This window comes from Actinoplanes sp. NPDC020271 (assembly GCF_044388125.1).
Classification (GTDB): Bacteria; Actinomycetota; Actinomycetes; order Mycobacteriales; family Micromonosporaceae; genus Actinoplanes.
Map to the genome: position 1 here is coordinate 19074 of NZ_JBIRWQ010000016.1, position 23582 is coordinate 42655.

The following is a 23582-nucleotide window of genomic DNA, read 5'->3' on the forward strand; positions in this document are numbered from 1 at the left end:
CCGAACGATGCTTCCCGCGAAAGATGCCGAGCGCTTCCGGAGTGCTTCCGGTCCGCTTCCGTTCCTGGCCGTGCTGGGTCCGGCCGAGTTCGTCGTCGAGGACACCCGGCGGCGGCTGCCGCCCAAGTCACTGGCCGTGCTGCTGCGGCTCGCGGTGCAGCCCGACGAGTTCGTCACGGTGGCGGAGCTGTACCGGGACGTGTGGGGTGGCGACCGCCGGACGATCGGCCGGGTCGAACGCACACAGGTGCAGAAGGCGGTCAACACCATCCGCCGGGCGGCTCCGGTTCCCGGCGGCACGGTCGTCGAGACGTATCAGCACGGCCACACGTCGTCGTACCGGCTGCGGCTCGACGCCGACCACGTCGACTTCCGGTGCTACCGGCGCCTGGTCGAGCAGGCTCGCCGGGTCGACGCCGCCACGGCGGTACGCCTGCTGCGCGACGCGTCGTCGCTGTGGCGCGGCGATCCGATGCCGGAGGTGGCCGACCTGCCGTTCGCGGCGCCGGTCATCCGCGGCCTCCGCGACCTGCGCGCGGCCGCGGATCGGGACCTGGTGCAGGCGTACGCCGACGCCGGCCGCTCGGCGGACGCACTCGACCTGGCGGATCGCCTGAGCGCGGGCGCGCCGGACGACCCTGAGCTGACCCGCCTCATCACGAGCCTGCGGGCCCGGCATCGGAGCGCCCGCCGGGACCCGCTGCGCCGGGTGTTCGACGGTCCACACCCGTTCGTGGTATCGGTCGTGGAGGGCGACATCTTCGCCATGACCGACGCGCACCTGGTCATCGGCTTCACCGACACCTTCGACACCGACACCCGCGCGGACCTGGTGATCAACAGTCGTTCGCTGCAGGCCGAGGCGACCCGGCGGCTGTTCGGCGACCGGCGGCAGAAACTGGACCAGCACCTGCGGACCGCCCTGCGGAACGTCACGCCGCTGGCCCGGGAGACGCGGGCCGGCAAGCGGCACGGCAAGCTGATCCGGTACCCGGTGGGGACCGTGGCGGTGCTGCGGGCCGCCGGCCGGCAGATGTACGCGGTGGCCTACAGCAGACTCGGCAACGACCTGGTCGCCCGCTCCTCCGAGCACGACCTCACGGTCAGCCTGGACCGGCTGTGGGACGCGCTCTACCTGCACGGTCAGCTCCAGCCGGTCGCCGTCCCGCTGATCGGTGCCGGTCTGTCGCGGATCGACTCGGCGACGCCGGACGACCTGGTCGCGCTGCTCGTCGGCTCGTTCGTCGCCCGCAACCGGGCCGGCCGGTTCAGCACCGAGCTGCGGATCGTCCTGCGCCCGGGCGATCTGGCCCGGCTCGACCTGCAGTCGCTGGCCGAGTTCCTCGGCAAGCAGTAGAGCAGGGTTCCGGGGCAAGGCCGCGCGGAAGCCGCCGAGCACGACCTGTCACCGCTGCTGCGCTGCTCGCGTTCGAGGACGACGTCCACTACCGGTTCGTGCTGGACATGTCCGGTCTCGACGACTGATCCTCCAGGCCGATCGGGGTGGTGTCGTCGCGGTGCGGCAGGGTGGCCGGGTCGGGCAGGTCGAACAGGTCGTCGGCCGGGGCGGCGATCAGCCCGTTGCGGTGCGCGATCAGTCGTTCGCCGGCGACCAGGTCGTCGAGCATCGCGGCGAGCCGGGCCGATCCCGCCTTGTTCGAGCTCCACCCGAACAGCCGGGCCGCGGCCGCGATCAGGTCGTCGCTCTCGACCAGGCCGGCGTCGAGGACCAGGTATTCGAGGGCGAGCTGCAGCTCCGAGTCGGCGACCTGTTCCGGTTTGCGGGCCACCCCGTCGCCCGGCACCCGCACGGCGGGAATCGGGGCGTCGGCCGCGGTCACGAACGTACCGTCGAAATCGGTGGTGGATTCCTGGATCGCGGATTCGATGGCCTGGCGGATCGGTTGCGTGACCCGGCTGATGCCCCAGGCCTCGCGGATCCGGCGGACGAGCACGGCGATGTGGACGGGCCCTTCCACCTCGGCGATGGCTTCGACGGTACGGACGAGCAACGCCCGCACCACCGCGTCGTTGATCCGGGCGGCCGCGGGCAGCGGCTCCAGTTCGGCGTGGCGGTAGGGCAGCGCCCACTCGGGTGGCTGCGCGGGCCGGGTGACCAGGTCGAGGTCGGGTTCGGCGAAGACGTCGGGGACGGCGAGCGCGTTCTCGACGGCGGCCCGCAGCCGGTCCTCCTCCGCGGCCCGGTGACGGAACCAGGCGATGCTCCACACCCGGTGCAGGTGCCAGCCGAGTCCGTGCAGCACCTGTTCCTGCAGCCGGTCCCGGTCGCGCGCGTCGGCGAGCGCGGCGTAGCCGGGGCCGTCGCACTGCACGCCGAGGGCGTAGGCGCCGGTGCCGGCGTGCCGTACGCCGATCTCGATGCGGCAGTGACCCGCGCCGACCTGGCGCGTGACGGCGTAGCCCCACTTCTCGGCGACGGCGGCGACGGAGGCCGCCAGCGGCGACAGCTCCGCGGTGTCCCGGCTGGTCGCGGCGGCGCCGAGGTAGGCGGCCAGCCGCCGTTCGCCCTCGTCGGCCGGTTCCTCGCGGCGGGCCTCGGCGATCGCGGTGACGACTTCGAGGCGCTGGCGGGCGCGGGTGATCGCCACGTCGAGGCGGCGGGCGCCGGCCGGTCCCCCGGCCGCGGCCAGGTCCGGCCCGGTGCACAGGATGATCACGTCGCGTTCGTCGCCCTGGGCCGCGTCGGCCGGTTTGACGAAGAACCCGGTGAGCGGGTCGTCGCCGAGGAAACGTTCCAGGTCGGGGCGGGCGCCGAGGGCCAGTTCGACCGCATCGGCGACCGCGTCGGCCTGCCCGGCGGTCAGCGTGATCACGCCCAGGGACAGCGTGGGGCGGGTGGTGAAGTGGTGCGCGACCCGGTCGGCGACCAGGTCCGCCTCGGCCGTGGCGTCCACGGGCGGCAGCAGTTCGAGGCCGAGGTCGGGCCCGGCCGGGTGCGCGCTCGGGAACGTGACGAGCCGGTCCAGGTAGAACGTGTGGTTGGCGAAGTCGATCAGCGACTCGTGGCGGCTGCGGTAGTGCCGGGTCAGCGCCAGCCGGGTGAACGCCCCGCAGTCGTTGGCGGCGACCAGCACCGACGCCTGGCCGTTGGCCGGGGCGAGCTGCGCGTCGTCGCCGATCACGATCAGCGACTCCCCGCGGTACGCGCAGGCCACCGTCGCGGCGGGCGTCATCCGGGACGCCTCGTCGATGATCACCACGTCGAAGCGGCGCCCGGCCGGCAGGTAGCGGCTGACCGCGGCGGGCGGCATCACGAAACACGGTTTCAGGGCGGCGGCGGTCTCCCACGTACGGGCAAGAAGGTCCTTGACCGGAAGATGGCCGTCCGATCGCTGGCCCTCGGCCCGCAGGAGCGCGGGCGCACCGTCCTTGGTCACCGGGGGCCGTCGTCCGTCGATCGCCTCGATGATCGTCCCGGCCGCGTCCTGCATGAGGGCGGTGTCGAGCCGGCGGAAGTCCTCGACGAGCTCGTTGCGCCCGGCCGCGGCGTGCGGTTCGAGGCGCTCGTCGTCGGCGATGACCGCGTCGGCCCAGGCCCGGTAGACGGTCCGTTCGATCACCGCGCCGAGCCGGCCCACCTCGATGCCGTGATCGGCGCAGTAGTCGACGACCGAGTCCAGGCCGTGCTCGGCGAGCACCTCGCGGGCGGCCAGGTAGTCGAACCACTCGCGCTGCCCGGTCTCGTCCTCGCGCAGGTCGCGCAGCAGGTCCCGGGCGGTCTCGAAGCGGTCCAGGCTGGTGCCGAGCCGGACCTGCCGGGCCGGGCCGAACGCGTCGATGATCCGCTGCCGGGCCTCGTCCCACAGGGCGATGAAGTCGGACAGGTCGGGGCTGGTCGCGCTGCGCAGCGCGGCGGCCTGCTCGGCCGTGAGCGCCGCGTCGGAGCCGGTCCGCAGGGTCCGGGCCTGTGCCGTCCAGTCCAGCGCCCGGTCGACGGCGGGCAGGTCGGTGTCCCGGCCGCGGAACATGTCGCCCAGCGTGGCCTGCAGCCCGGGCGTCGCCTCGGCCAGCGCCCGGGCGGTGCCGAGCACCTGCCGGCGCGCCGCGGCGACCTCCGTGGCCGTGGCCAGGTCCAGGTCCCGCCCGGTGGCCGCGCTGAGCTGCCCGACCGTCTCGGCGACCGCTCGCAGCGGTCCGACCTGCGCCCGCAGCCAGGCGACGGCGGCGGTCACCGGCCCCTGGCCGAGTTCGGGGCGGGCCGCGGGCTCGGGGGCCGGCCGCAGCGTGGACCGCCAGTGCCGGAACACGTCGCGGGCCTCGCCGGCCACGCGCGGCAGTTCGCTGTCGCCACGGTGGCAGACGTAGTCGATGACCGCGGCGAGCGCCTCCGGCGGGGTCACGCGCAGCACCTCGCCGACCGTCTCCAGGGCCCGGCCGATGGCCAGGAAGTCGGTGTCGAGCCGCTTCCAGTAGCGGCCGAGCAGCGCCGCGTTCTGCCGTTCGGCGGCGGTCAGCCCCTCGTCGGCGCGCCGCCAGGCGACGGCGAGCGGCAGGTGGGCGATCGCCTCGTCGACGGTGACGCCGGGCTCGGCCAGCGCGGCCACGGTCTCCTTGTCCCAGCGGTGCCCGGCGAGCAGTTTGCGCACGCCGCGGTGCACGGTCGCGAACCGCTCGGCCAGGTCCTCGACCGGTTCGTGCAGCACCGCCTCGGTGAAGTACTCGCGGGCCTGGGCCCGGGCACCGGCGACCGCCTCGACGTGCCGGCGCAGCGCCCCGGCGGCGGCGTGCACGCCGGCCTGCGCGCCCGGCCCGAACCAGGCCGCCTCCGGCTTGTCCGGGCGGGCGCCGAGCTCGGCGACGAGCGTGACCAGCTCGACGTCGGAGAAGTTGACCACGTCGGGCAGGCCGAGCCGGCCGGTGATCCGGTCCAGGCTCTTCTGCTGGTGTTCCAGCTCGTCGGCGTCGGCGGCGAACCGGCCCGCCAGGGTCTTCGCGGCGGCCGCGGTCAGCGGCGCGATCGCGACCGCGGGCGGGTCGAGTTCCGGCTGCTCGGGCAGGGCGGTGACCTCCTGCTGGGCCAGCGCGGCGGGGTCCAGGCCGGTGCGGGCGCGGGCCTGCTCCTCGGCCTGCCGGACGTCGTCGATCAGGCGGGCCAGCGTTTCCGCGGCTTCCCGGACCGGGCGCAGGGTGGCCGCGGTGAGCCAGTGGTCGGCGGCCGCGGCCGGGCGCGCCGCGGCGTGCGCGGCGAGATCGGACAGGCCGGCCGCGTCGACCGGGAGCCGCACGTGGAAGGCGGCGGCGATCGGCGCGTACGCGTCGGTGGCCTCCCCCAGCACGTCCAGCGCGAGCTGAGCCTGCTCCAGCGCCGCGGCCAGCGACTCGCGTTCCATCACCTCGCGCCAGCGGAAGCCGCTGCGCTCGGTGGCCGGCCGCCACGCGTCCCGCAGCCGGAGCGCGGCCTCCCGGACCCGGTCCAGCGCCTCCTCGGTCAGCGCGAGCGGCTGCAACCCCGGTGCCGGGCTCTCCGGGATCCCGTCGAGAAGAGCATGGCGCCCGAGGACGTCATGCAGGCTTGCCCCCAGCGGTTCCCTGACTTCGTTCATTGCTTCGGCGTACGCCGTGAGCCGCTCCCGCCGTTCCCGCAGCGTCTCCCGGTCGGGCTCGTCCATCCCGGCCGACGGCAGCGGAACCGCCTCCAGAGCCGCGGCCAGCGAGGACGCCACCTGGCGCCGCCCGGCGCGCCGCCCGTGCAGGTCGAGCAGGTAGTTGCCGAGCCCGGCGGCGGCCAGCCGGTGCTGGACCACGTCGAGCGCGGACGCGGTCTCGGAGACGAACAGCACCCGCTTCCCGGCGTGGGTCAGCGCGCCGATCATGTTCGCCACCGTCTGCGACTTGCCGGTCCCGGGCGGCCCGTCGACGACGAAGCTGTGCCCGTCGAGCGCGGCGGCGATGCACGCCCGCTGGTCCGCGTCGGCGTCCAGCAGCAGCGGCACGTCGTCGCCGAGCTCGCCCGGCTCGAACCCGAAAGCGCCGTCCTCGGCGGCCAGCGCCCGGACCACCGGGTGCTCCAGGACGGCCGGCTCGTGTTCGGTCAGATCTTCCCGGACGGCCTCGGCGGCCAGGTCGAACGCGGCGAGCACCACCGTGTCGGTGAGCCGCCACCCGGGCCGTTTCGCGATCCGTTCGCGCAGCTCGGCGCGGTCCGCGCTCAGCTCGACGCCGAGCGCCCGCAGCCGCCGGGCCAGGGCCGGGTTGAGCACCGGGTCGCCGGTGCCGGCGCGCAGCCGCGGCACGTCGCCGGGGCCGAGCGCGACCAGGTCGACCGGGGTGAGCAGCACCGGACCGGCGTGCGCCGAGCCGTCCGCGTCCTGCCAGTGCAGCAGGCCGGTGGCCAGGTGCAGGACGTCCTCGCCGCGGTCCAGGCTCTCCTGGTGGGAGTGCCGGCGCAGGTGCCGCAGCAGCGTCTGCAGGGCGTCGGCGGCCAGCTCGGTGTGCAGGGTGTCGCCGCCCGCGCCGAACGACCAGTCCCGCCCCTGGCGCAGCCGGTCCAGCACGGCGTCCGGGCCGGGGCCGGTGATCTCGACCAGGTCGGCCCCGGCCCGTGGCAGGTCGACGAGCCGGTCGGCGGCGCCGGGATCGGTGAGCCCGTCGCGCCAGGCGGCGAGGGCCGCGCGAGCGTCGTCGCCCGGCCCGCTCTGTCCTTCTGCATCATCGCGCCGCATGAGCCCATTGCAGCAAGGCAACCGATTCCTTGCTGGCGATTCGTCCGAAAGACACCCGCGTTTACGCGTCCGGCGCTGTCCCGCGAGCCGCGTCGCCGCCCGTGACGCGTCACCCGGCCGCGCCCGGCTCCCGTCGCCGAGCCACCAGGACCGAGTCGTGAACCACGCCGTCATGGCCCTCGCGCGGCCTCTTCTCCACCACCCGCACCTCCCAGGCGGCCGGGTCCAGCTCGGCCGCCAGTTGCCCGGCCGTGAACATCATGTCCGGGAAGTGCATGGGCCGCGGCGCGGTGGCCAGGTCGTCCGGGTGGTGGCCGACGAGCAGCAGCGTGCCCCCCGGTTTCACCGCGCCCGCCAGCCGCGCGTAGAGCTCGCGCCGCACCTCGGCCGGCAGGTGCAGGTATTGCGCCGACACCAGGTCGTACGCCTCCTCCGGCGCCTGTTCGCGCAGGTCGGCCCGGGTGAACGTGATCCGGTCGGCGAGCCCGGCGGCCTTCGCGTGCCCGGCCGCCCGTTCCAGCGCCACCGCCGAGATGTCCACGCCGGTCACCTCCCAGCCACGCTCGGCCAGCCAGACCGCGTCGGCGCCCTCCCCGCAGCCGACGTCGAGCGCGCGCCCGGCCGGCAGGTCCGCGGCCTCGGCCACGAGCTGCACGTTCGGCTTCCCGGACCAGATCGCGTCCCGGGTCCGGTAGCGCTCCTCCCAGGCGTCGGCCTCGAACATGGTCGCCTGCTGGCGGCGGTACTCGGCGACCGCGTCACGCGTCTCCTCCGCGATCAGATCCATGTTGATCATCGCGCCGGCGGTCTGCCCGGCCGCCGCGGCGACCGCCACGGTCGCGCCCAGGTTCGTCACGTTCCCGGCCACCCAGACGCCGGGCACCGCGGTCGCGCCGGACTCCTCGGCCGGCATCCGCAAGCCCATGACGTGCCCGTTCATCTCCATCGGGCCAGGCTCCAGCCCCAGTGAGCCGAGGAACTCGGAGCGCGCCACGAACCGCGGGCCGACCACGATCACCTCAAGATCAATTTCACGACCATCATCCAGCCGTACGCCGGAAAGACGCCCGTCCGCACTCAACACCTCGGTGATCGGCTCGCGCACCACCGGGATCCTGCGGGCCGCCAGCTGCTCGGCGGCCTCGGGCGCCGGCGCCGCACCACCGTTGAGCAGGTAGACCACGTCGTCGCTGAGCCGGCGCCACAGGTGTGCCTGGTGCAGGCTCAACGGGCCGGTGGCGAGCACACCGATCCGCCGGCCGCGCACCTCCCACCCGTGGCAGTACGGGCAGTGCGCCACGTCCCGGCCCCAGTGCGCGGCCAGCCCCGGGACGTCCGGCAGCTCGTCGACCAGCCCGGTGGTGACCAGCAGCCGTCGACCGCGCACCCGCTCACCGCCGGCCAGCGTGACCAGGAACCCGCCGTCGACCCGTTCGGCGTGCTCGGCGGTGCCGTCGCGCACCTCCCCGCCGTACCCGGCGACCTCGGCCCGGCCCGCCGCGTACAACTGCGCCGGCGGGACACCCTCCCGGCCGAGCAGGTTGTGCACGTGCCCGGCCGGGGCGTTGCGCGGGTCCCCCCGGTCGATCACCAGCACCGACCGGCGGGAACGGGCCAGGGTCACCGCCCCGCTCAGCCCGGCCGCGCCGCCACCGATCACCACGACGTCGTACGTCTGCTCCATCGTCTGCCCTCTCGTCGTCACTGCCGCCACGGTCGCTCGCCGGGCCACAGAACGGCAAGTATCTTTGCTGCTATGGCAAAAGCGCTGGCCTCGGTCGGGCCGCAACTGCGATCCCTGCGACAGAAACGCGACCTGACACTCACCCAGGTCGCCGAGACGACCGGCATCTCGGTCAGCACGCTGTCCCGGCTCGAGTCCGGCGACCGCAAACCGACCCTGGAGCTGCTGCTGCCGCTCGCCGAGACGTACCAGGTCACCCTCGACGAGCTGGTCGACGCCCCGGAGACGGGCGACCCGCGGGTACGGCAGCGGCCCGTCGAGCGCAACGGTCAGATCTACATCCCGCTGACCCGCCGCCCCGGCGGTGTTCAGGCGTTCAAGCAGATCATCCCGCCCACCGCGCCGGACTGTGGGCTCGAACAGCAGACCCACGAGGGCTACGAATGGCTCTACGTCCTCAGCGGGCTCATCCGCCTGCGGCTCGGTGAGCACGACATCGTGCTGACCCCGGGCGAGGCCGCGGAGTTCGACACCAGGGTGCCCCACCTGGTCCTGAACCCGGGCACCGAGCCCGCCGAGATCATCAGCCTGTTCGGCCCGCAGGGCGAGCGGGTCCACGTCCGCGCCCGCCCCAAGGCCTGACCCCCACCCCGCGGCCCGCTCCGGGCCCGCACGGGCGGACCGGGCGGGCCGGTCAGGCGATCTTCATGCTGTAGATGACCGGGTCGTGATCGGAGAACGGGGTGTCGGCGACCACGCACCAGCGCCACGGCTCGGTGCTGAAGACGTGGTCGAGCTTGACGTTCCACACCGTGGTGGAGCGTCCGGTCCGCACCGGGTTCGCCGGGTCGGACTGGTCGCACTCGCGGTATCCGGTGGTGCCGTCCCAGTACAGGCCGGCCGGCCACACCCAGTCGCGGGAGTTGTCGCCGGGCCAGTCCGGCGGCACCACGTTCAGGTCACCGCCGAAGGCCACGTGCTCGTACCGGTCGACCACCGTCTTGACCTCGGCCAGCTGGTCGTCGGCGTAGTCCCAGGTGGGGTGGTCGGGGTTGACCCCGTACCGGGAGATGTGCAGGTTGCAGAGCCGGATGGCGTCGAAGTACGTGGCGGTGGCGCACTGCTGCACGGTGTTCTGCCCGTTCCACGGCTGAGTGGTCGGGATGATCTGCGGGTCGGACAGCCCGGCGTGGATCACGATGGCGGTGCCGTACCGGTCCTGCCGGCTGCTGTTGTCCTCGCCGCACCGGCTGTTGGTCCGCACTCCGTCGTTCGAGTAGTAGTACGGCGCGAAGTTCTTGCTCCAGCCGGAGCCGAGCGAGCTCATCAGCGTGGTGAGGTCGTTCTCGCAGATCTCCTGCAGGAGCAGGGCCTGCACGTAGTTCTTGTCCACGTGGTCCTTGACGACGCCGAGCTTGTCGGCGAAGGTGCCGTAGGCCCCGCAGTTCCAGCTGGCGCGCTGGGAGTCGCACATGTTCCACGACATCAGTTGCAGGTTCGTCCCGGCGGGCGCGGCGGCCGCGGCCGGGGTGACCGGCATCAGCGCGGCGAGCACGACCAGGACACCGGTGAGGGCGGCGCGAAGCTTCCTCAAGATCTCTCCCCGTTGTGATCGAAAGAAGTGATCACTGTAGATACCGCGATCGGGGCCGGGATCACGGCGTCCGGGAAAAGGTGGTTAAGCTGTGGCTTTGTGGATCTCTCGGTGAGCGTGGACGACGGGGTGGCGCTGCTGGAGATGCGGCGGCCGCCGGCCAACCATTTCGACGAGGTGCTGATCGGCGGGATCGTCGACGCCGCGCGGGAGCTGGACGACGATCCGCGGTGCCGGGTGATCGTGCTGGCCTCGGAGGGCCGGCATTTCTGCGCCGGGGCGGATTTCGGCGGTGGGGACTTCGCGGCCGATCATGTGGACGCGGCCGCCCGGCTGTACCGGCGGGCGGTGCAACTGTTCGACGTGCGGACACCGATCGTCGCCGCGGTACAGGGCACGGCGGTCGGGGGCGGCCTGGGCCTGGCGTGCGCCGCCGATTTCCGGGTGGCGGAGGCGGGCACGCGGTTCGTGGCGAACTTCGCCCGGCTCGGGTTCCACCAGGGGTTCGGGCTCAGCGTGACGCTTCCGGACCTGGTCGGGCGGCAGAAGGCGACCGACATGATGTTGACCGCACGCCGGGTCGGCGGTGAGGAGGCGTACCGGATCGGGTTGGCCGACCGGCTCGCCGAGACCGGGCGGGTGCGGGAGACCGCGCGGGCTCTCGCCGTGGAGATCGCCGCGTCGGCACCGCTGGCGGTGCGGTCGATCCGGGCCACGCTGCGCGGCGATCTGGCCGGGCGGGTGCGGGCGGCGCTCGATCACGAGCTGGCGGAGCAGCGGGTGCACTGGGCGACGAAGGACGCGGCGGAGGGCATCGCGGCGAGTCTGGCCCGGCGAAGCCCGACCTTCACCGGCGAATAGCCGCAGGTATCCTGCACAATCGCCCAGCGGCACGGGGCCGTCACGGGTGAACCGGAAAAGCGCCCACCCACGCGAGCCGTCACGCGTGAACCGGGAAGGTGACCACCATGGCCACCCCGGGATCACGGTGCTCGGCGGTCGCCGTCCCCCCGTGCGCCACCGCCAGCTGACGCACGATCCACAACCCGAGTCCGACCCCGTCCGGCCCGCCCACCGCGAACTGCCCGAACAGCGACCCCCGCAGCGCTTCCGGGATCCCCGCCCCGTGGTCACGGACCTCCAGCCGGTCCACGTCCCCGTCGCGGCTGATGCTGATCACCACGGGCGGGGCGCCGTACCGCAGCGCGTTGCCCACCAGGTTCAGCAGGATCTGCTCGAACCTCTGCTTGTCGGCCCAGATCGTCGACGCCGGGTCGACGTCCACCTCGATCAGTTCGTCCGGCCGCAGGTAGGTCAGCGCGTCCCGGACGAGCCCCAGCGCCGGATGCACCTGCCGATCCAGTTTCAGGTGCCCCGAGCTGTCGATCCGCTGCACGTCGAGCAGCGCGTCGGCGAGCCGGTGGATCCGGGCCGTCTGCCGCGAGGCCCCGTCGAGCATGACCGCCTGGATCCCGGTCGCATCCTCGCGCAGTTCGTCGAGCACCATCTGCACGCCGCCGAGCGGGCTGCGCACGTCGTGCGCGAGAGTATTGATCATCGCGGCACGCCACTGCTCGATGCGGGCGAGCCGTTCCCGGTCGTCGCGCAGGTGCCGGGCCTGCGCCTCGATCAGCAGCGCGACGGCGAGCGCGATCGGCATGAGGATCGCCGCGCTGCTCAGCACGAGGGGCGGCTGACCGGTGACGATCAGCGGGATCACGTAGGCGAGGGTCGCCGGGACGGTGTAGGCGAGCAGGATCCACCGCCGGAAGTGCAGCGCCGCCCAGGCGTAGAGCAGCACCAGGAACGGCCCGGTGCCGGCCGCCACCCCGCCGAACGACCAGGTGGCCATGCCGAGCACGCCGAACCCGGCCAGCCCGATCAGCGCGGGCGCGTCCGGCCGGGCCCGCCGCCACGGGACCAGGAAGGCGACCAGCGCGACGAGGGCGTCGCAGACGGCGACGAGCAGCAGCCGCCGGACGCGGTCGGGTTCGTTCAGCGTGCCGAGCACGGCCAGCAGCCCGGCCAGTGCGAAGAGCACGCCGGCCTGCCGGGCCGCCGCGCGCGGTCCGGTACCCAGAAGCCGGAAAGGCCCGTTCTGCGTTACATGGTCAACCTAGGCGACCCGGTTGCGCAGGGGGCGGCCCTCCCGGAAGGCGGCGAGGTTTTCCCCGATCAACGCCGCCGCGCCGAGCGGGCGCCCACCGGCCGCGTGCGGGCTGATGATCACGTTCGGCTCGTCCCACAGCCCGGAGCCGGCCGGCAGCGGCTCGGTCGCGAAGACGTCCAGCGCGGCGCCGCCGATCCGCCCGTCGCGCAGCGCGCTGAGCAGCGCGTCCTCGTCGAGGGTGCTGCCTCGGCCGACGTTCACCACCCAGGCGTGCGACGGCAGAAGATCGAAGACCCGGCCATCGAGCGTACGTACGGTCTCCGCGGTCGCCGGCAGGATCGCGACCAGCACGTCGGCCGTCGGCAGCAACTCCGGCAGGCCGGCGTCGGTCACGACGGGGAAGCCGTGCCGCTGTCCCGCGCTGCGGGCCACGCCCGTGACCCGGGCGCCGAGCGCCGTCAGCAGCGGCGCCAGCGTCGCCGCGATCCCGCCGAAGCCCCAGATCACCACGTGCGCGTCTCGGAGCGTACGGAAGGAACGGTTTTCTCGGACAGGTTGGAGGCCGCCCAGTTCGCCGGCCCAGCGGTGCCCGATCTGTGCCCGGACCAGCAGGTTGATCCGGCGTGCGGCGCCCAGCAGCAACGCCAGGGTGTGCTCGGCGACCGTCCGGTCGTGCAGCCCGAGCCCGGCGGTGACCGCGACGGACGGCTCGAAGCCGGCCTGCAGCACCGCGTCCGGCCCGGCGGCCAGGGTCTGCACCCAGCGCAGCCGCTTGAGCCGCTGCGCCGCGTCGGCCAGCCGATCCGGCGGGTTGCCCCAGACGATCAGCACCTCCGCGTCGGTGTGCTCGTCGGGGACGGGCGCGGCGATCGCGTAGGTGACGGCGGTGACGCCGTCCGGCAGGGTGACGTCGAGTTCCACGGAGTCGGGCAGCAGCACCTTCATCCGCCCATTAAACCCAGCCGGGCCCTGAGCGGCCGTTCCGCGTGGCGGCTCAGCAGGAGCGACACGCCGATCAGGGCCGCCACGACGAGCACCAGCAGGATGACCGGGTCGATGGTCGTGTGCCGGCGGAGCAGGTGGACCACCGCGAATCCCGCGACGTAGTGCAGCAGGTAGAACGGGTAGGTGGCGGTGCCGAGGGCGGCCAGCGGACGCCAGCGGATCCGGTCGAGGCGGCCCAGCGACAGCAGCGCCATGGCTCCGAAGCAGAACGTCACCGCGACGCTCGACGGCGTGTAGGACATGCCGTGGCCGGCCTGCCAGGGGTTGCCCTCGTAGTAGTGCATCGACAGGGCCCAGCTGATCGCGACGAGCAGCCACAGCTCGGGCCGGGAGCCGCGACGGTGGATCAGGTGGAACGCGATGCCGGCCACGAAGTAGTGGGAGTTGCCGCGCATCACCAGCGCGTCCAGCCAGGGTTGCCCGATCTCGGCCGCCAGCACCGACGTCGCGCTCCAGAGCAGGCAGAACGCGACCACGTTGCGGTATCTGACGCCGATCCAGACCACGATCAGGAACAACAGGTAGAACTTGAGTTCCAGCCAGAGGGTCCAGTAGACGTCGTCGACGCGGCGCACGCCGAGCGGGTCGGCGAGCAGGAACACGTTGGCGAGGAACGCCCGGAACGGGACCGGCGTGAACACCCGCGGATAGGCCGCCGCGACCACGGTGGTGATCGTCATGCAGACCCACAGGGCCGGGAACAGGCGGACGAACCGGGAACGCAGGTACTGCGCCGGGGTGCGGTCCCAGGCGGTCATGCAGATCACGAAACCGCTGATCATGAAGAAGAACGGGACGCCGACCCAGCCGTACGCCGCGATCCGGTAGAACGAGCCGAAGACCGCTTCGGGCGGCTGGCCCCAGATGCGTACGGCCCCGGTGCCGGCGACCGCCACCAGGTGGAAGAGGGCGACGCCGAGCGCCGCCACGATCCGGAACAGGTCGAGCGCGGCCAGGCGTGGGCGCCGGCCGTCCGGCGTGGCCGGGACCGCGGGTTCGGTGAGCCGGGGCGGTTCGACCGCCGTGATCGTCACGGCGCCGGCTCCGTCACCGGCGCCGCGGTCACCGCGTGCGGCAGCCGGACCCACGGTGACCAGCGGGCCGGGTGGCGGACCCGGCCGGTGGCGGCGCGTTCGGCGTCGTCCAGCAGGTCGGCGACGAGCGCCTGGTGCGTCCAGCGCGTCGCCAGCGGCCAGAGCAGCAGCATCACGCCGCGCGGCCGGGCCACCAGGGTGTGCACCATCTCGGACCGGTCCACGCCGAGCGGGCGCACCCACAGCTCGTGGAAGCCCTCGAGGGGCGAGCCGGCCAGGAATTCGAGGCGGACCCGCAGGCCCGGCTCGTACGCGGTGACGGTGTACCTGAGGTTCTCGTGGCCGCCGATCGCGCCGACACCGAGCGGGCCGTCCAGTCGGAGCGGGCCGTCCGGGCCCGCGAGCCGGCCGAGCAGCTTGCCGAGAAGATCGACCGGCACCGGGATGACGCGACGTTGCATGTTGATCATGAAAACTCCGTCCGGGCATGGCGAATCGATTCGCCACCGAGGGGTGGTGAATGCGCGTGACGTTCGGTGATTACTTGGCCGGGCCGGGCAACGCCTCGCCGAGTTCCGACCAGGTGGTGGGGTCGTCCGGATCGGCGAGCCGGGTGCCGCGCAGCACCTGGATCAGCTCCGCGTCCGGCTCCGGCGTCGTGGTGGTCGCCTCGATCACGTACGCGCCGTCGGCGGTGTACCGGAAGCAGCGGCTCTGCCCGGACACGCAGAACGGATCGACGAGGTGCGAATCGGCCGAGGGGGACTCCGAGGATCCGGGTGACGGCTCGTAGGACGGCTCGTAGGACGGCTCGTAGGACGGGACGTAGGACGGGACATTCGACGGCTCGTAGGACGGGACGTTCGACGGCCCGTAGGACGGCTGAGCAGAAGCGCCGCCGAAGACGATCGAGAACTGCTTCTCGCCGTACCACCGGGGATAGACCTTGATCCGCAGGCTGTCGGCGTCCGCGCCGGTCAGCGGCCCGCTCAGCCCGGAGTACTTCTCCGGCTGCCGGGTGAACCGGGCGTCGCCCCGCTGCACCTGCGCGCCCGACAGGCTGTCGTCCGCGACGAGCCCCATCGAGCTGAGCTGGTAGCCGGCCGGGAGGTAGGTCATCCGCCACGGCAGGGTCGCCGGACGACTCGCCCCGGTCCGCATCGCCTCGGCGACGCGCACCATGTCGTCCCGGGTCAGGTAACCGGGGCTGGAGCGGATCACCGCCCAGGCGTCCGGCCCGTACGGCCAGGCCAGCATCGTGTCAGCGACGACGTACCGCCCGGTGGCCCCGCCGATCTGCACCGGCTCGCCGCCGCTGACCACTGACGGATCGAAGACCCCGTCCCGGTAGACGGTGAGCACCGAGTTGCTGGACTCGACCGTTTCCGAGGTGCCGTCGCCGCGGTCGAGGCGGGCCGTCTCGTCGCCGCGCCGGATGCGCGCCTGCTGGTAGCCGGGGGTGACGTTGACCGGGTCGCTGACCGCGATGCCGCTGACCGTGTAACCGGTCAGGGTGTAGCCGAACGCCGTCACCGGGTACCGCATCGCGGTCCGGGCGCTCGCCGGAACGGCCGGGTGCCCGGCGACGACCTGCGGCACGACCACCACGGCGACGGCCGCCAGCGTCGTCCCGGCCGCGGCCGCACCGGCGGCCCAGGCCGCGCGCCGGCGGGCCCGGCGGCTGCGGCCACCCGCGACGAAGTCGTCGGTGCTGCGCCGCATGGGCGGTTCCCCGGCGGACGCCGTCTCCAGCAACTCACGCATATCTGGCATAGCGCGCCTCCTCGTCTGACTCTCCGGCCGGCAGATCGGCGTCGGCGCCCAGGAGCTCACGCAGCGTCCGCAGGCCGCGGGTGGTGTGGCTCTTCACGGTGGCCTCCGGGCAGTCGAGCGCCTCGGCGGTCTCCTGCACGGTCAGGCCTTCGAAATAGCGGAGCACCAGCACGGCCCGGCGGCGCCGCGGCAACTGGCCGAGGGCGGCGTGGATGCGCAGGCGCTCGTCGACCTCATGGGTGCGGTCGGGGACGGCGCGCTCCGGGATGCCGTGGCCGGCCGGCTGCTCGCGGCGCCACCACGGGCGGCGGCCCTCGTCGATGGCGGCGCGCACCACCATGCTGCGGGTGTAGCTCTCCGGCCGGTCGACGCGCCGCCACCGGGTGTAGAGCTTCGCCAGGGCGGTGAACACCGCGTCCTCCGCCAGCTGCCAGTCGCCGCAGGTGAGGTAGGCGAGCCGGCGCAGCGAGTGCGCCTGCGCGTCGACGAAACTTCGATAGTTCGTCTCTTCGTCACTGTTCACCAACCGTGGCTCCCGTCTGTCCGAGCACTAGACGGCGGGAAGGCCCCGCCGCGGACGCAGCGGGGCCGAACTTTTTTCAGAAAAGTTCCGCCCGACCTTATTCGCCCTGGTCGAACTCTTTCGACGAGGTGCCGGAACGGGATGATCAACTGCCGACCGGGCCACCGCCGGCGCGCCACGTCACGATGACCGCCGGCTTGGCGTAGTCACCGTCCGGCCGGGCCGAGGCCGGCTTGCCGACGGTTCGGCGCGGGGTGGTCACACACGTCCGACGCAGCGCTGATCATCGATAGGAAACTGTCCTGTCAGAACCGAGCGGCGGCCGGTCGCGTTAACGCTAACAAGAGCTTCCTAACCCCGCTAGCTTCCGAGTTTCAGCAGGCAGAACATCGACGTCGCCCTCTTGACAGAGCTATCGATGTTTGCGTACACATTGCCTACCGCCCCGGAACGAAACATCCCCGATACATCCACGTTGCGTCTCCACCCGCACCGGAGGAACCCCCGCATGCCCACACCTTCGATTTTCCCGTGGCACAGTAGAAAACGACTGGTCGGCGTCGCCGCCGTGCTGGTCTCCCTGCCGCTGGCCGTCGCGCCGCCGGTCTCCGCCTCGGCGGTCGAACCGGACTACACGATCAGGGTCAGCCCGACCGCGAACGGCGCCGCGCTCTCGAAGCAGCAGTACGGCGTCTTCTTCGAGGACATCAACTACGCGGCCGACGGCGGTCTCTACGCCGAACTGGTCCGCAACCGCTCGTTCGAGTTCACCGCGACCGACGCCACCGGCTTCAACGGCCTCACCGCCTGGACCACGACCGGCTCGGCCACCGTGGTGAACGACGACCAGCGGCTCAACGACCGCAACCGCAACTACCTGGCACTCGACGGCAGCGTCACCAACGCCGGCTTCGACAGCGGCATCGCCACGAGGAAGGGCGAGCGGTACGACTTCTCGGTCTGGGCCCGCGGCACCGCGTCGCTGCGGGTCACGCTGACCGGCGCCGAGCCGGTCACGATCGCGGCCGCCGGCGACACCTGGAAGAAGTACACCGCCACGTTCCGGGCGGCCACCACCACCGACAAGGGCCGGCTCACCGTCGCCAGCAGCGGCGCGGTCAAGGTCGACGAGGTCTCACTGTTCCCGCGCGACACCTACAAAGGGCGGGCGAACGGGCTGCGCGCTGACCTCGCCGAGAAGATCGCCGCGCTGCACCCCGGCTTCGTCCGCTTCCCCGGTGGCTGCCTGGTCAACACCGGCAGCATGTACTCCTACGACGCGGCCGCCAACTACCCGCGCGCCCGGTCCTACCAGTGGAAGGACACGGTCGGGCCGGTCGAGACGCGCGCCACCAACAAGAACTTCTGGGGCTACAACCAGTCCTACGGCCTCGGCTACTACGAGTACTTCCAGTTCTCCGAGGACATCGGCGCGATGCCGCTGCCGGTGCTGCCCGCGCTGGTCACCGGCTGCGGGCAGAACCAGGCCACGGTCGACGACGCCTTGCTGCAGCGGCACGTCCAGGACGCTCTCGACCTGATCGAGTTCGCCAACGGGCCGGTCACCTCGACGTGGGGCAAGCTCCGCGCCCAGATGGGCCACCCGAAGCCGTTCGGGCTGACCACGGTCGCGGTCGGCAACGAGGAGAACCTGCCCGACGCGTACTGGGCGAACTTCCTGAAGTTCGAGAGCGCGATCAAGGCGAAGTACCCGAACTTCACGGTCGTCAGCAACTCCGGCCCCGATGACCAGGGCAGCACGTTCGAGAACCTGTGGGCCAAGAACAAGGCCCACGGTACGGACATGGTCGACGAGCACTACTACAACAGCCCGTCGTGGTTCCTGCAGAACAATGCGCGCTACGACTCGTACGACAGAAATGGTCCGAAGGTCTTCCTCGGCGAATATGCGTCACTGGACGCGAAGTTCGCCAACTCCCTGGCCGAGGCCGCCTACATGACCGGCCTGGAACGCAATGCCGACGTGGTGAAGATGGCGTCCTACGCGCCGCTGCTCGCCGACGTCGACAACGTGCAGTGGAAGCCGGACATGATCTGGTTCGACAACGACGAGTCGTGGGGCTCGACCAGCTACCAGATGCAGAAGCTGTTCATGAACAACGTCGGCGACCGGGTCGTGCCCAGCACGGTCAGCGGCGGCGGCGTGGTGCAACCCAAGCCGATCACCGGCGCGATCGGGCTGTCGACCTGGCGGACCGCGGCCACCTACGACGACGTCAGGGTGACCAGGCCGGACGGCACGGTGATCTACAGCGACGACTTCAACGACGGCAACGCCGACGGCTGGACGCCGGTGGCCGGCCGCGGCAACTGGACGGTCGCCGACGGCGGGTACGCGCAGACGACCACCGACACCGAGGACACCATGGTCAAGGCGGCGACCGTCACGGACACCGACTACGACTACACGCTCAAGGCGACCAAGCAGGCCGGCGCCGAGGGCTTCCTGGTCGCGTTCGGCATCCAGGACACCGGCAACTTCTACTGGTGGAACCTGGGCGGCTGGAACAACACGCAGGGCGCGGTCGAGAAGGGCGTCACCAGCGCCAAGGAGCAGATCCTGACCAAGCCCAACACGGTCACCACGGGTCGGACCTACGACTTGAAGATCTCCGTCCGCGGTACGAAGGTGACCCTCTACCTGGACGGCCAGGAGTGGGGCAGCTTCGACGACAACGCCGTGACCGAACCGTTCGCCCAGGTCGTCACGACCGACGCGAAGACCGGTGAGCTGATCGTCAAGGTGGTCAACGCCCAGGACACCCCGGCGACCACGAGGATCGACCTGGGCAAGCGCAAGGTCGCGGGCACGGCGAAGATGACGGTTCTCGCCGGTGACCCCGGGGAGCAGAACACCCGTACGGCGGAACCGATCCTGCCGGTCACCAGCACGATCAAGGGCGTCTCGTCGAGCTTCACCCGCGAGTTCCCGGCGAACTCGGTCACCTTCCTGCGCATCCGGACCCGATGAGGAGCCCGATCATGAATCGTCGGACCTTGCTGACCGGCGGCGCCGCACTCGGCACGCTCGCCGTCATCCTGCCCGTCGGCGCCGAGGGCGCCCCGCACACCGACCCGGTCCGCAGCGATGCCGAGATCTACGGCGTGCCGACCACCCAGCCGCTGATCAGTCAGCGGGCCGACCCCTTCATCAGCCGGCGGTACGACGGGAAGTACTACTTCACCGGCTCGGTGCCGGAGTACGACCGGATCGTGCTGCGCAGCTCACCGACGCTGGCCGGGCTCACCGACGCCGCCGAGACGACCATCTGGACCCGGCCGTCGAGCGGCAAGATGGGCGGGTTCGTCTGGGCGCCGGAGATCCATCGCATCGGCGGGAAGTGGTACGTCTACTTCACCAGCAGCGACGCGAACGACATCTGGCACATCCGCCCGTTCGTCCTCGAATCGGCGCTTGACGATCCGATGGACCCGGCCGGCTGGACCGTGAAGGGCGAGATCGCCCTCGAGTGGGACAGCTTCGCGCTGGACGCGACCGTGTTCAGTCACCGCGGCCGGCAGTACCTGCTGTGGGCGCAGAGCGAGCCGGAGATCGTGGCGAACTCCAGCGTCTACATCGCCGAACTGGCCAACCCGTGGACGCTGAAGAGCAAGCCGACGCGGCTGACCACGCCGACGAAGAGCTGGGAGATCCAGGGCTACCGGGTGAACGAGGGCCCGGCCGTGATCATCCGTAACGGGCGGGTGTTCCTCACCTACTCGGCCAGCGCGACCGACGCGAACTACTGCATGGGCCTGCTCACCGCCGACGCGCACTCGGACCTGCTGGACCGGGCGAGCTGGACCAAGAACCCCGACCCGATCTTCGTCAGCAACGACGACACGAAACGGTGGGGTCCCGGGCACAACTCGTTCACGGTGGCCGAGGACGGGAAGACCGACGTGCTGGTCTACCACGCCCGCGACTACAAGCAGATCACCGGCGACCCGCTGTACGACCCCAACCGCCACACCCGGGTGCAGAAGCTCTACTGGCACCCGGACGGGACGCCGCTGTTCGGCGTGCCCGTCGGTGACGGCGGCCCGATCGTCCGGCTCAGCTCCGGCGACCAGTTCGTGCACCACGCCGGGACGGCCGTGCAGGTCGCGCCGGCACCGCACGACCTGGGCGCGACCCAGTTCCGGTTCCTGGACAGCGGTCTGGTCCAGTCGGTCGACAAGCCGTCGCTGTACCTCCGGATCGACGGCACGTCGGTGACGCTGGACGCCACCGGCACGCCGGTCCGCCGGGTCGCGGCCCGGGGCGGGGTGACCATCCGGACGGTCGCCGACCCGGCCGTCTACCTGCGGGTCGCCGCCGGCGTGGTCACCACCGGCAAGACCGGCACCGTGTTCCGGTTGAGCTAACGCTCAGGTCGGCCACCGGCAGCCCGATGATGCCGGGGTGTTCAGCGCCCCTCAGCTCAGCGAGCAGCCGGTGGCCGGCGACGGCCGGTTCCGGGCCGTCGACGCGAGTTCCCTGGCGTACGTGCAGGTCGACCGCGCCGGCCTGATCCAGGACTGGAACCCGGCCGCCGAGCGGCTGTTCGGCTGGTCGCGCGACGAGGTGCTGGGCCGGCCGCTGGCCGACACGATCGTCCCGCCGGCACTGCGCTCCGGGCACAACGCCGGGTTCGCCCGCCGCGTCGCGCTCGGCGACGGCCCCGACATGGGTCACCGTTTCGAGATGCCGGCCGTGCACCGCGACGGCACCGAACTGAACGTGACCATGAACCTGGACTCGCTCGGCGAGGCCGGCTTCGGCGCGTTCCTGTCCGACCAGACCGAGTGGCATCAGGGCCGCCAGGAGTTGCAGCGCAGCAACCAGCTGATCAACGCGATCCTGCAGCACACCACCGCGGTGATCTCGGCCAAGGACCTGGACGGGCGCTACCTGTTCGTCAACGGCGAGTACGAGCGTGTCTTCGGGGTCAGCGCCGCCGACATGGCCGGGCGCGGCGAGGAGGACGTGCTGCCGGCCCCGATCGCCGCCGGCAGCCGCGCCCACGACGTCGAGGTGACCGACTCCGGCGACGCGCGGACGGTCCTGGAGGAGTTGCCGTTCGGCGACGAGATCCGGGAGTACGTCGTCACCCGCGTCCCGCTGGCCGACCCGGACGGCTCGGTCTACGGCGTGTGCACGATCGCGATCGACGACACCGCCCGCCGCCGGACCGAGGCCGCGCTCGCCGCCGGCGAGGAGCGCTTCCGCAGCACGGTGAACAACGCGCCCGGCATGCTCTACCAGTTCCGCGTCGAACCGGACGGCACGTCCGGGTTCAGCTTCGTGTCGGAGGCCTGCCGCGACCTCTACGGCGTCGAGCCGGCCGAGGTGGTCGCCTCCTCCGCCGAGTTCATGAACCGGATCGCCGCACCGGACCGGGAGAGCTACCTCGCGTCGGTGCAGCACTCCGCGCAGACCATGGAACCGTGGGAATGGCGGGGTGAGGTCATCCGCCGGGACGGGCAGCGCCGGCGGCTGCACGGCATGGCCCGGCCGCACCGCGAACCCGGTGGCGCGATCGTGTGGGACGGGATCCTGCTCGACCGTACCCACGGCGAACGCCTGTGAGCGCGCCGCGCCTGCCCCGCAAGCTGGGCGAACTCGCCGTCCCGACCAACCGCCGGCCGGTCGGCTCGCTCACCCTGCCGGCCGGCACCGACATCGACGTGGCCGCCGAAGCGGCGCTGGCCCGCCCGGCCGGCGAACGCGAGGAACCGGTTCTGGTCGTCTGGCCCGACGGCCGCTGCGGGATCGTCCCGGTCATGGACGTGCTCGCCGCGATGGCCGGCCGCTACGCCAAACTGACGCGCACCGACCAGCTCACCGGGCTGCCCAACCGCGGCATGATCACCGCCGAGGGGCAGCGCCGGCTCGACAGCGGTGACCTGGTCGCCGTGCTGCACCTGGGCCTGGACCAGTTCCAGGACGCCAACGACGTGCTCGGCCACCACGGCGCCGACGCGCTGTTGTACCGGGTCGCGGTCGCGTTGACCGCCGCGCACGGCCCCGGGAACCTGGCCGCCCGGCTCGACGGCGACCAGTTCCTGGTCCTGCTCACCGAACTGCCCGGCGGGCACACCGCGCAGAGCCTGGGACGGCAGCTCGCGGCCGGCATCCGCGGGCCGCACCAGATCGACGGCCTGCCGATCGGCGTCGAGGTCAGCATCGGGATCAGCCCGGCCGGCCACCACGACTTCCAGGTGCTCCAGCGCCGCGCCGCCGCCGCGATGCGCCGCGCCAAGCAGGAACGCACCGGCGTCGTCGAATGGACGCCCGGCCTGGACAGCACCCAGCGGGTCGACCTGCGTCAGCTCACCGAACTGCGGTCCGGCCTCAAGAGCGGCCACCTGCGCCTGCACTACCAGCCGCTGCACGACGCCGTGTCCCGCGAGATGAACGGCGTCGAAGCCCTCGTCCGCTGGCAGCACCCGCAGCGCGGCCTGCTGCCGCCCGGCGTGTTCCTGCCCGACGCGGAACGCTCCGACGTCATCCTCGAACTCACCGACTGGGTGCTCGCCGAAGCCCTGCACCAGGCCGCGACCTGGAAACGGAACGGTCACCACGTGCCGGTGTCGGTGAACCTGCCGGCCGCGTACCTCGCCCAGGAACGCGCCGTCCCCACCATCCTGGCCATGCTCCGGCTCGAACGGGTCCCGGCCGAACTGCTCACCGTCGAGATCACCGAGACCGCGGTGCTGACCCGGCCCGACGAGGTGGCCGCCCAGCTCGCCGAACTCCGCCTGCGCGGCGTCCGCGTCGCCATCGACGACTTCGGCACCGGGTACACGTCGCTGGGCCTGCTCCCCCGCCTGCCCATCGACGAACTCAAGATCGACCGCTCGTTCGTCGTCCAGATGCACGAGTCCGCCGCCCACGCCACGATCATCGACTCGGTGATCGCCATCGCGCGCTCGCTGGGCATGAAGGTCGTCGCCGAAGGCGTCGAGGACGAGCCGACCGCGGCGGACCTCGCGCGCGCCGGGGTCGACCTGCTCCAGGGTTACCACCTCAACCGCCCGACCCCACCCGAGGCGGTCCCTTTGCTGCCGGCTCGCCCACTGGTCCCGGCCGCCTGATTCCCGCAGTACGCCGGTGGCCCGCCCGCACGCCACGCCCGCGGGTGGTCGCTCGCCGGCCGCAGGCCCGCTGGC

16 protein-coding genes are annotated in these 23582 nt (G+C 72.3%); 7 read left to right on the forward strand and 9 right to left on the reverse strand.

Translation table 11 applies throughout. The features are described 5' to 3' along the window. The first annotated feature begins 7 nt into the window (after positions 1-7). On the forward strand, positions 8-1357 hold the full coding sequence (locus ACH442_RS29905) for a macro domain-containing protein (RefSeq protein ID WP_396341450.1): 1350 nt from the start codon (positions 8-10) through the stop codon (positions 1355-1357). A gap of 88 nt (positions 1358-1445) precedes the next feature. On the opposite strand, the gene ACH442_RS29910 is transcribed toward ACH442_RS29905, so the two are convergent. After that, complete coding sequence (locus ACH442_RS29910; protein ID WP_396341451.1) at positions 1446-6683, reverse strand: DUF3320 domain-containing protein; 5238 nt, start codon at positions 6681-6683, stop codon at positions 1446-1448. Between the two features lie 109 nt (positions 6684-6792). Continuing rightward, a complete protein-coding gene (locus tag ACH442_RS29915) occupies positions 6793-8388 on the reverse strand; it encodes a methyltransferase domain-containing protein (RefSeq protein ID WP_396341452.1) in 1596 nt (531 codons plus the stop codon). A 51-nt stretch (positions 8389-8439) separates the two neighbouring features. Between ACH442_RS29915 and ACH442_RS29920 the strand changes: the two genes are divergently transcribed. Continuing rightward, positions 8440-9009 carry a helix-turn-helix domain-containing protein gene (locus ACH442_RS29920; protein ID WP_396341453.1) on the forward strand — a complete coding sequence of 190 codons (570 nt, stop codon included), beginning with the start codon at positions 8440-8442 and terminating at the stop codon, positions 9007-9009. 52 nt (positions 9010-9061) lie between these two features. Here ACH442_RS29920 and ACH442_RS29925 read toward each other — a convergent pair whose 3' ends face one another. Then, on the reverse strand, positions 9062-9961 hold the full coding sequence (locus tag ACH442_RS29925; protein ID WP_396341454.1) for an endonuclease/exonuclease/phosphatase family protein: 900 nt from the start codon (positions 9959-9961) through the stop codon (positions 9062-9064). 99 nt (positions 9962-10060) lie between these two features. On the opposite strand from ACH442_RS29925, the gene ACH442_RS29930 reads away from it, so the two are divergent. Further along, positions 10061-10822 carry an enoyl-CoA hydratase/isomerase family protein gene (locus ACH442_RS29930; protein ID WP_396341455.1) on the forward strand — a complete coding sequence of 254 codons (762 nt, stop codon included), beginning with the start codon at positions 10061-10063 and terminating at the stop codon, positions 10820-10822. A 79-nt stretch (positions 10823-10901) separates the two neighbouring features. Here the strand turns inward: ACH442_RS29930 and ACH442_RS29935 are convergent, their stop codons facing one another. From ACH442_RS29935 to ACH442_RS29960, 6 genes are all read right to left on the reverse strand, one after another. Continuing rightward, the gene (locus ACH442_RS29935; protein WP_396341456.1) at positions 10902-12002 is read right to left on the reverse strand and encodes an ATP-binding protein; all 1101 of its coding nucleotides are present in this window, start codon (positions 12000-12002) and stop codon (positions 10902-10904) included. Positions 12003-12077: 75 nt separating this feature from the next. Continuing rightward, a complete protein-coding gene (locus tag ACH442_RS29940) occupies positions 12078-13016 on the reverse strand; it encodes a phosphoglycerate dehydrogenase (RefSeq protein ID WP_396341457.1) in 939 nt (312 codons plus the stop codon). Continuing rightward, on the reverse strand, positions 13013-14110 hold the full coding sequence (locus tag ACH442_RS29945; RefSeq protein ID WP_396341458.1) for an acyltransferase family protein: 1098 nt from the start codon (positions 14108-14110) through the stop codon (positions 13013-13015). Before ACH442_RS29945 ends, ACH442_RS29940 begins: the two co-directional genes overlap by 4 nt. Next, entirely contained in the window at positions 14107-14580 is a 474-nt protein-coding gene (locus ACH442_RS29950) for an SRPBCC family protein (protein WP_396341459.1), read from the reverse strand. Before ACH442_RS29950 ends, ACH442_RS29945 begins: the two co-directional genes overlap by 4 nt. 70 nt (positions 14581-14650) lie before the next feature. Beyond that, positions 14651-15883, reverse strand: coding sequence for a hypothetical protein (locus ACH442_RS29955; RefSeq protein WP_396341460.1), 1233 nt, complete (start codon positions 15881-15883; stop codon positions 14651-14653). Next, entirely contained in the window at positions 15867-16406 is a 540-nt protein-coding gene (locus tag ACH442_RS29960; RefSeq protein WP_396341461.1) for a sigma-70 family RNA polymerase sigma factor, read from the reverse strand. The genes ACH442_RS29955 and ACH442_RS29960 overlap by 17 nt, the downstream gene beginning before the upstream one ends. 508 nt (positions 16407-16914) lie before the next feature. Between ACH442_RS29960 and ACH442_RS29965 the strand changes: the two genes are divergently transcribed. Genes ACH442_RS29965 through ACH442_RS29980 form a run of 4 tightly spaced genes read left to right on the forward strand, consistent with a single transcriptional unit; the run spans position 16915 to position 23507 of the window. After that, a complete protein-coding gene (locus ACH442_RS29965) occupies positions 16915-19398 on the forward strand; it encodes an alpha-L-arabinofuranosidase C-terminal domain-containing protein (protein ID WP_396341462.1) in 2484 nt (827 codons plus the stop codon). Positions 19399-19409: 11 nt separating this feature from the next. Next, positions 19410-20795, forward strand: a complete 1386-nt coding sequence (locus tag ACH442_RS29970) for a family 43 glycosylhydrolase (protein ID WP_396341463.1) — start codon at positions 19410-19412, stop codon at positions 20793-20795. A 37-nt stretch (positions 20796-20832) separates the two neighbouring features. Continuing rightward, positions 20833-21999 (forward strand): PAS domain S-box protein, encoded by a 1167-nt coding sequence (locus ACH442_RS29975; RefSeq protein WP_396341464.1) that lies wholly within the window; start codon positions 20833-20835, stop codon positions 21997-21999. Further along, positions 21996-23507, forward strand: coding sequence for a putative bifunctional diguanylate cyclase/phosphodiesterase (locus ACH442_RS29980; protein ID WP_396341465.1), 1512 nt, complete (start codon positions 21996-21998; stop codon positions 23505-23507). Before ACH442_RS29975 ends, ACH442_RS29980 begins: the two co-directional genes overlap by 4 nt. The last annotated feature ends 75 nt before the right edge of the window (positions 23508-23582 follow it).